Below are 6,713 nucleotides of genomic sequence, written 5' to 3'. Positions count from 1 at the left end.
GGGGACGTAATGAAGTAACAAATACGTGATCGAGAGCATCATCGCAGGTCACAGGCCTGTGGAGGGTTCGAAACGCGCAAGTTATTTCATTTCGACTCCTGAACGCGTGCGTCGCCCGCGAAGGACCGGTTATAGGCAGTCGATCCCCGGAAAGGGTCGCCATGGCGACACCCGCGCCCACCGCCGAGGGATGCCGGGAGAAATCGCTCCGGTGGCTGCTAGCATGCTCCACATTGGCTTCGGGAAAATCACGGCGTCTATGCCCCTTGGGGGAAATCAACGGTGCCGGCGATGAGATCGGTCACGATTGCCCCCGATCCGACCTCCGCCGGCTCCCCCGGGATGTTGGACACCGCCCCAAAAACCGCGGAGTAAACGCAGCAGAACGAGCTGATCGGGCCGGCCGCCCGGCTGGCGATCTGGGTGTTTGAACGCGCTGCGCAGCCTGTTGGCCGTACTTTTCATCGCGACGGTCATGTGCTTCTACTCCCTTGCCCCGGTGGCCCCGGTGGCCCCGGACCGCGCGGCCGAATACCTCGCGGCAAGCCTGCGGTTCGGCGTCTTCTACGCCTCGATCGCCGTCTTCGCGGCATTCTTCTTCGATCGCCGCCACCTCGAACACGTCTTCTGGCGGATGTCACTGGGCTGCGTGTGGATCGCCCTGGCCGGCTATGCCGTCGCCGCCGTCCTACCGGCGCCGGTGTGGGTAGACTCCGGCGCCGGCGGCACGCCCCGGCTGCGCCGGCTGCTGGCCGAGCCCTCGTCCTGGGCCCCGGTCATCTCCGTGCTGATCCTGCTGGCGGTCCGGCGCAGGTCGTGGCGAAACCTGGCACTCGTCGTCCTCGCCGGTCTGCTGACCAAATCACCCACGGTCCTGCTCACCGCCTCTATCAGCCTGGCCTTCTGTTATCTCAACGGGGTTCGAGCGGTGGCTGCCCGGGGCCGCCGGACGATCGTCCTCGCCGCCGGCCGGCTACCTGACCAGCAACAACGGCCTGACGGTCGCGTTCGGCCGGCTCGTCGCCGGACTCGGCGCGCTGGGCAATGACACGGCACCCGCCACCGCCAACGGCCGTTACACGAGCGCGCGGATCGTCATGGCCGAGGCCCGGCAGAACGGTCATCCGAACATCGGCTACGGCCCGAACTCGAACTCCGTCTATCTCGCCAAGAAATACGGTGACGGCCGGAACTACGCGGCCAACTCCCTCTACGTGGCCTGGCTGTTCGATTTCGGTCGGATCGGCGCGTGCGCTCTTCTGGCAGCGGTCTTCCTGATCCTGCTGCGGCTGGCCGGACGGCCGGCATCGGCCGCCCTCTTCATACCCTTCCTGGTCGCTTCCCTCATCAACTCCGCACAGGGTTTCGAACTTTTCAAGTTCACCTTCGTCTCCATCCTGCTCTACCTGTTCGGCTGGGAGCGCCGTATCCTCCCGGCAACCGCCGTCAAGAACCCGGTCTCGCACGACGCAGACCAGCAGACCAGCCGTCGGGACACACCCTGCGCCGGGGTTTCGAGTGGGCGCACGAGGTCGACGTGGGTGCCGTCGGCGATACCGAGCTCGTCGGGGTCGTCCGGGTGGACGAACACGACGCGCCGGCCGCGGCGCACCCCGCGGTACCGGTCGTCCATGCCGTAGATCGTCGTGTTGTACTGGTCGTGGGGACGGACAGCCTGCAGCAGCAGGTGTCCCGGCGGGACCCGCAGCACCTCGCAGGTGTTGACCGTCAGCGCCTGGAACAACGCCGGGTCCCCGTTCACCCGGATCTGCAGGAACTGATCCGCCAGGGTCGTGCCCCGCCCGAGCAGGCTGGAGCGATCCCGATCGTCGCCGACAGCGCCGCCCCCGACGACTCGTGACACATGTTCGAACAGTCCGGCAGGTTGTTCGTCCCCACCATCCGCGCGAACAGCTGCCAGACGAACGCCGCCTCGTTACTCGTCCGACCCGATGTGTAGAACACCGCCTCATCCGGACTGTCCAGCGCGTTCAGCTCCCCCGCGATGATCCCGAATGCCTCGTCCCAGCCGATCGGCGCGTGCCGGTCCGCACCCGGCGCCTTGAACATCGGCTCGATGATCCGACCCCGGCTCCCCAGCCAGCGCCTGGACCGACCCGCGAGATCCGCCAGCGGATGCGCGGCGAAGAACTCCCGGCCCACCTGGGCCCGCGTCGCCTCCTCCGCCACCGCCTTCGCGCCGTTTTCACAGAACTCCGCCACCGACCGCTCCCCCACCGGCGGCTCCGGCCACGCGCACCCCGGCCGCTGCCTCGAAAGCCTCACTCCGCCTACGCGGCATGACTGACACCCCCATGAGGACCGGCACCAGCACCAGCATTGAACCGGCAGCGGTCCAGGACCCCACTACCCCTTGTCTTTCGTTAGCTACTAATGTTTTGTAGGGGTACCGTTGCAGCCGCAACGGCCACCGCCCCATCCGTCGATCATCGACCTGGAGGTCCCATGACCGCGCCATCCCCGTCCGACATCGCTCCGCTGCCCCTGGCCGCCGGTACCTGGACGCTCGACCCCGCGCACTCGGGCGTGAACTTCCAGGTCCGCCATCTCGGCGTCACCAACGTCCGCGGGCGCTTCGACACGTTCTCCGCGACGCTGTCGGTCGGCGACACCCTGGAGTCGGTGTCCGTCGGCGCCGAGATCGACCTGGCCTCGATCAACACCAACCAGCCCGACCGGGACGCGCACCTGCGTTCCGCCGACTTCTTCGACCTCGCGTCCCACCCGTCCATCACGTTCACCTCGACGTCCGTCACGGGCAGCGACGAGGAGTACGAACTCGCCGGCAATCTTTCGATCAACGGAGTGACCAGACCCGTCACCCTGGCGGTCGAGTTCTACGGGGTCGACACTCACCCCGTAGACGGCCGCGTCCGGTCCGGCTTCGCCGCGACGACGGAGATCCGCCGCGGCGACTATGGCATCACCTTCAACCTGCCGCTCGGTGCCGGCAGGCTCGCCCTCTCCGACAAGGTCAAGATCGAGCTCGACCTGCAGTTCATCGCCCCCTGATCAACCCGGCTCCCCAACCGGTCCCGCGCCGTCGCGAGCCCGCGCCCCGAGATCATCCGGGCTCGCGACGGACCGTGGGCACCTCCACCGGCCCGACAAGTACCAGCCCGGCGGGTACCGGCCCGGCAAGCCCCGGTCAGCAAGCCCCGGTCAAGGAGTCCTGGGAGACGGCGGCTCCCCGCGCGCGACGAGATACTCCTGCGCCCATACCTCCAGCTCGTGCAGCGCCGTCCGCAGCCCCTCGCCCCGCGGGGTGAGCCGATAACGCGTTGCCACCGGCGGCCCCTCGAGAACCTCACGCTCCACGAGGCCGGCCTGGACGAGTTCGGTGAGACGGCCCGACAGCATCCGCTCGCTCACCCCCGGCACCAGCTTCGCTATCTCGGAGAACCTCGCCGGGCCGGCCATCAGCGTACTGATGATCAGACCGCTCCACCGCTTCCCCAGCAGCGCGAAGACCGGAGTCAGCGCCTGACAGCTCACACCGTCCTCCGGCCTCGCAACCATCCGGTCATAGTAGATGCCCGACGCATCATGGGTGCCCCGACGCATCGCAGGTCACGACGCAGGACAGGCCCCCATGTGGGACCAACTCAGGCTGTCACACCCACCCGGACGACCCGGCGGGGATCGGGAGCGTAGGCCGGCGTGCCGGTGAAGGCCAACCGGCGGGTCCTGGTGGCGACCCGCGGAAGACCGGCCCGGTCCCGCCAATCCGCCAATCATGCAGTGGAGTTAGATAGGCGCGACAGGATGCGATGGGGTGAGGGAACCATCGGGCGTCGGGGCGCGGCAGGGGAGTCATGGCCGGTGTACCGGAGTGCCGTTCGACGACGGACACTCCCGGCAGTGCCGCGCCTCACCGGAGTGGCCGGCGGGGCTAGCCGGGTCGGCTGGGCCGAAGTGGTCGGCGGGGCCGGCGGGGCCGGCTGCGTGGCACGGCCGGCCGGTCCCCGGGTGCGTCCCGGCTGCCTCCCCGGCTTCTCGTCGCGGGGTTCCTCCTGCTCGTCGCCGCCTGGGTCGGCACCAACCCGCCGGGGTTCGGCCCCGACGAGCCCGCCCACTTCGTGAAGGCGGTCGGCGCGGGCACCGGGCAATGGACGGGAACACCCGGCCGGCTGGCACATCCGTCGTTCGGCAACGGACCGGGCCGCACCGAACGGATCGACTGGATCAATCGCAACAGCCGCGTCTTCGCCCTGCCCGCCGGGCTCAACCCCGGCGCGGCGGGGTTCCCCTGCGACCTCTTCCGCGACTGGCTGTCCGTCGCGTGCCTCGACCGTCCGCACTCCCGGCCGGCGGCGACGCGGGCCCTCAGTTACGTGGGCACCTATGAGCCCTATCTCTACGCGGTCGAGGGTGCCGTGATGACCCGCACGCACACGGCGGACGGCGCGCTCTACGCCGGGCGGGCGACCTCGGCTGCCATCGTGGTGACACTGTTGGCGATCATCATCTTCGCCTCCTGGGATTCCCGCGCCGGACTGCTCTCGGTCGGCGGCGTGCTGCTGGCGGTCTCGCCGATGGCGTTGTTCCTGGGTTCCGTCCTCGGCACGAACGGGATGGAGATCGCGGGCGCGACCGCGTTGTTCACCCTGGCGCTGCGGCTCGGTCGACCGGGCGCGCCACCGAGGTGGATCTGGCCCGCCCTCGGCCTCGTCGCCGCGCTGGTGGCGTTGTCCCGGCCGTCCGGCCCCCTGTGGGTGCTGCTCACCCCGGTGATCGCCGTCGGTCTCGCGGCCCCCGCGCGCGGGCGCGGGCCGTCGATGCGGTACCCGCCGTCGAGCAGCCCTGGCCAGTCGAGCAGCCCCGGCCAGCAGAAGGGACCCGGCGGCACCGGCTGGTCGGGTGGCTCTCGGTTCCGTGGGTCGCCCTCGCCGTGGCCGGGGTCGTCGCGACCGCGGCCTGGGAGAAGCGCGTGCAGCCGCACCCGGGGATAAGCCGTGAGCTCGCGGAACAGGGGCTGCGGCAGCTGTCGTCCGACGCGCCCGCCTGGGCACGGCAGTGGGTCGGGGTGTTCGGCTGGGCGAGCCTGCGGATGCCCTCGTTCGCCTACTGGACATGGGGCGCGTGCCTGCTGGTCCTGCTCGGCGCGGCGTTCGTCGTGGGAACCTGGCGGCAGCGGGTCCGCCTCGGCGCGGTGCTGATCGGCGTGGTGGCGGTGGCGGTGGCGCTCGACGTGCTGGTCCTGCGGCAGACGCGCTTCCCGGTTTACGGGCGGTACCTGCTGCCGATCGCGGTGCTGGTGCCCTTGGCGGCCGGGGAGATCCTGACCCGGCGGGCCGCGCGCATCCCCGCGGCCCTGCGCCGGGCGGGGCCCGCCGTCGCCGTCATGGCGGTGGTCGCGGTGCATACCGTCGGCCTGTGGACAGACTGGCACCGCAGCGCCGTGGGCATCTATGGACCGGCCTGGTTCCTGGGCTCGTCGCAGTGGAATCCTCCGGGTGGCTGGGTCCCCTGGATGGCCCTGGCGGGAGCCGGTGCCTGCTGCCTGCTCGCCGCCGCCGCGGCGGCGGCCGGGCCGCGGCGTTCGCCCGCATCGCCCGGCGGCGGGGACGCGTCAGATCAGGGCCCGGCCGGCCCGGGTCACGAGGCGGCCCGACCGGCCGTGATTTCCTTGCCACACAGGTTCTCCGCCACGACGCCGAAGGCCGTACCGGCATTGTTGACCTGGACGAAGGCCAGGCAGGTGCTCTGCCGGCCCAGACTGTTCCTGAGGTCGATCGGCTGGATCAGGCCGCCGGCATCGTAGTTCGTCACCGACCGCAGTCCGTCGACGAAACCCTGCCGGGTGGGGCAGTCCCCGGCCTCCTCCAGACCGCGCAGGAACAGGTCGGTGTTGATGTAGGCCATCATCGTGATCTCCTGCTCCGGGTCCTCCCGCTGGGGGGCGTAGCGCCGCATCGCGTCGATGTAGCTCGTGATGGGAGGGCCGCCGGCCTCGAAGGGCCGGTGGAAAACCGGGACCGTGACGCCGGCAACGGCGGCGCCCGCATCACGCAGCAGTCGGCCATCGTAGCCGCTGGCGGCAAGGATCACCGTGGGATTCCCACCGGCGGCGCGGATCGCGTTCAGCACGGCGGGGAGTTCATGGGCGTCGACCACGGTGAGGAGGGTGTCGGCGCGAGCCGCGACGATCCGTTGGGCGATCGCCGCTGGGCTGTCGGCGTTCGCCGTGTAGCTCACCTCGTCGACGACCGGGATGCCGACTGACTGCACGCTCTGCACGATCTTGCTTCCGGTGTCCGCGATCCCGGCCGACAGGGCGGTCCTGAGCAGAACGGCCCTGGTTCCCCCACGTGACTGGACGAGCCTGCCGTATGTGTCGATGGCGGATCCGGTGATGTAGAACGACGAGAACATGTTCCGGTACTTCGACCAGACTTCCTCAGCCGCCACGCCGGCCACCGGAATATTCTGCTCGGCGAGGTACGACGCGCTGCCACTCGCCGCCAGGGTGAACTCAAGGAGGCCGAAGACCTTCCTCTCCTCGACCAGTTCCCGCACGCCGATGGCATTCGCCTCGGCGGTTCCCTGGTCGTCGCGCCAATCATACACGATTTTCCGGCCGTGTACCCCGCCACGCTCGTTGGCCAGCCCGATCCGGGCGTCGAGGCCGGCTCGCGCGGCGGAGAAGGGCGCGAGCACCCCCGAGTCGGGGTAAAGCCTGTCTCTTATAC

Annotated in this window: 5 protein-coding genes and 2 pseudogenes; 4 read left to right on the top strand and 3 right to left on the bottom strand. The window is 69.8% G+C overall.

Annotation, left to right across the window (positions count from 1 at the left end; all coding sequences use genetic code 11):
• Positions 1–427 precede the first annotated feature (427 nt).
• On the top strand, positions 428–1,048 hold the full coding sequence (locus tag ACY45C_RS07500; RefSeq protein ID WP_462186905.1) for a hypothetical protein: 621 nt from the start codon (positions 428–430) through the stop codon (positions 1,046–1,048).
• Positions 1,049–1,471: 423 nt separating this feature from the next.
• Here ACY45C_RS07500 and ACY45C_RS07495 read toward each other — a convergent pair.
• Positions 1,472–2,265: pseudogene (locus ACY45C_RS07495) on the bottom strand (hypothetical protein); the annotation flags it as partial.
• A 201-nt stretch (positions 2,266–2,466) separates the two neighbouring features.
• On the opposite strand from ACY45C_RS07495, the gene ACY45C_RS07490 reads away from it, so the two are divergent.
• On the top strand, positions 2,467–3,033 hold the full coding sequence (locus ACY45C_RS07490) for a YceI family protein (RefSeq protein ID WP_462186904.1): 567 nt from the start codon (positions 2,467–2,469) through the stop codon (positions 3,031–3,033).
• Between the two features lie 150 nt (positions 3,034–3,183).
• Here the strand turns inward: ACY45C_RS07490 and ACY45C_RS07485 are convergent, their stop codons facing one another.
• A complete protein-coding gene (locus ACY45C_RS07485) occupies positions 3,184–3,540 on the bottom strand; it encodes a winged helix-turn-helix transcriptional regulator (RefSeq protein ID WP_462186903.1) in 357 nt (118 codons plus the stop codon).
• Between the two features lie 386 nt (positions 3,541–3,926).
• Between ACY45C_RS07485 and ACY45C_RS07480 the strand changes: the two genes are divergently transcribed.
• Positions 3,927–4,973, top strand: coding sequence for a DUF2142 domain-containing protein (locus ACY45C_RS07480; RefSeq protein ID WP_462186925.1), 1,047 nt, complete (start codon positions 3,927–3,929; stop codon positions 4,971–4,973).
• A pseudogene (locus tag ACY45C_RS07475) lies at positions 4,913–5,221 on the top strand (DUF2142 domain-containing protein); the annotation flags it as partial. The gene ACY45C_RS07480 and the pseudogene ACY45C_RS07475, both read left to right, overlap by 61 nt.
• A 398-nt stretch (positions 5,222–5,619) precedes the next feature.
• Here ACY45C_RS07475 and ACY45C_RS07470 read toward each other — a convergent pair.
• Positions 5,620–6,711: an ABC transporter substrate-binding protein gene (locus ACY45C_RS07470; RefSeq protein WP_462186902.1), complete on the bottom strand. Its 1,092-nt coding sequence runs from the start codon at positions 6,709–6,711 to the stop codon at positions 5,620–5,622.
• Positions 6,712–6,713: the final 2 nt, after the last annotated feature.

Source organism: Frankia sp. CcWB2 (assembly GCF_977927585.1).
Note: the sequence above shows the minus strand (reverse complement) of the source record. Positions and strands in the feature narration are given on the sequence as shown.

Bases quoted from the DNA above. Each gene is read 5' to 3' on its own strand.
- ACY45C_RS07485 (WP_462186903.1), bottom strand. From the start codon at position 3,540: ATGGTTGCGAGGCCGGAGGACGGTGTGAGCTGTCAGGCGCTGACTCCG.
- ACY45C_RS07490 (WP_462186904.1), top strand. From the start codon at position 2,467: ATGACCGCGCCATCCCCGTCCGACATCGCTCCGCTGCCCCTGGCCGCC.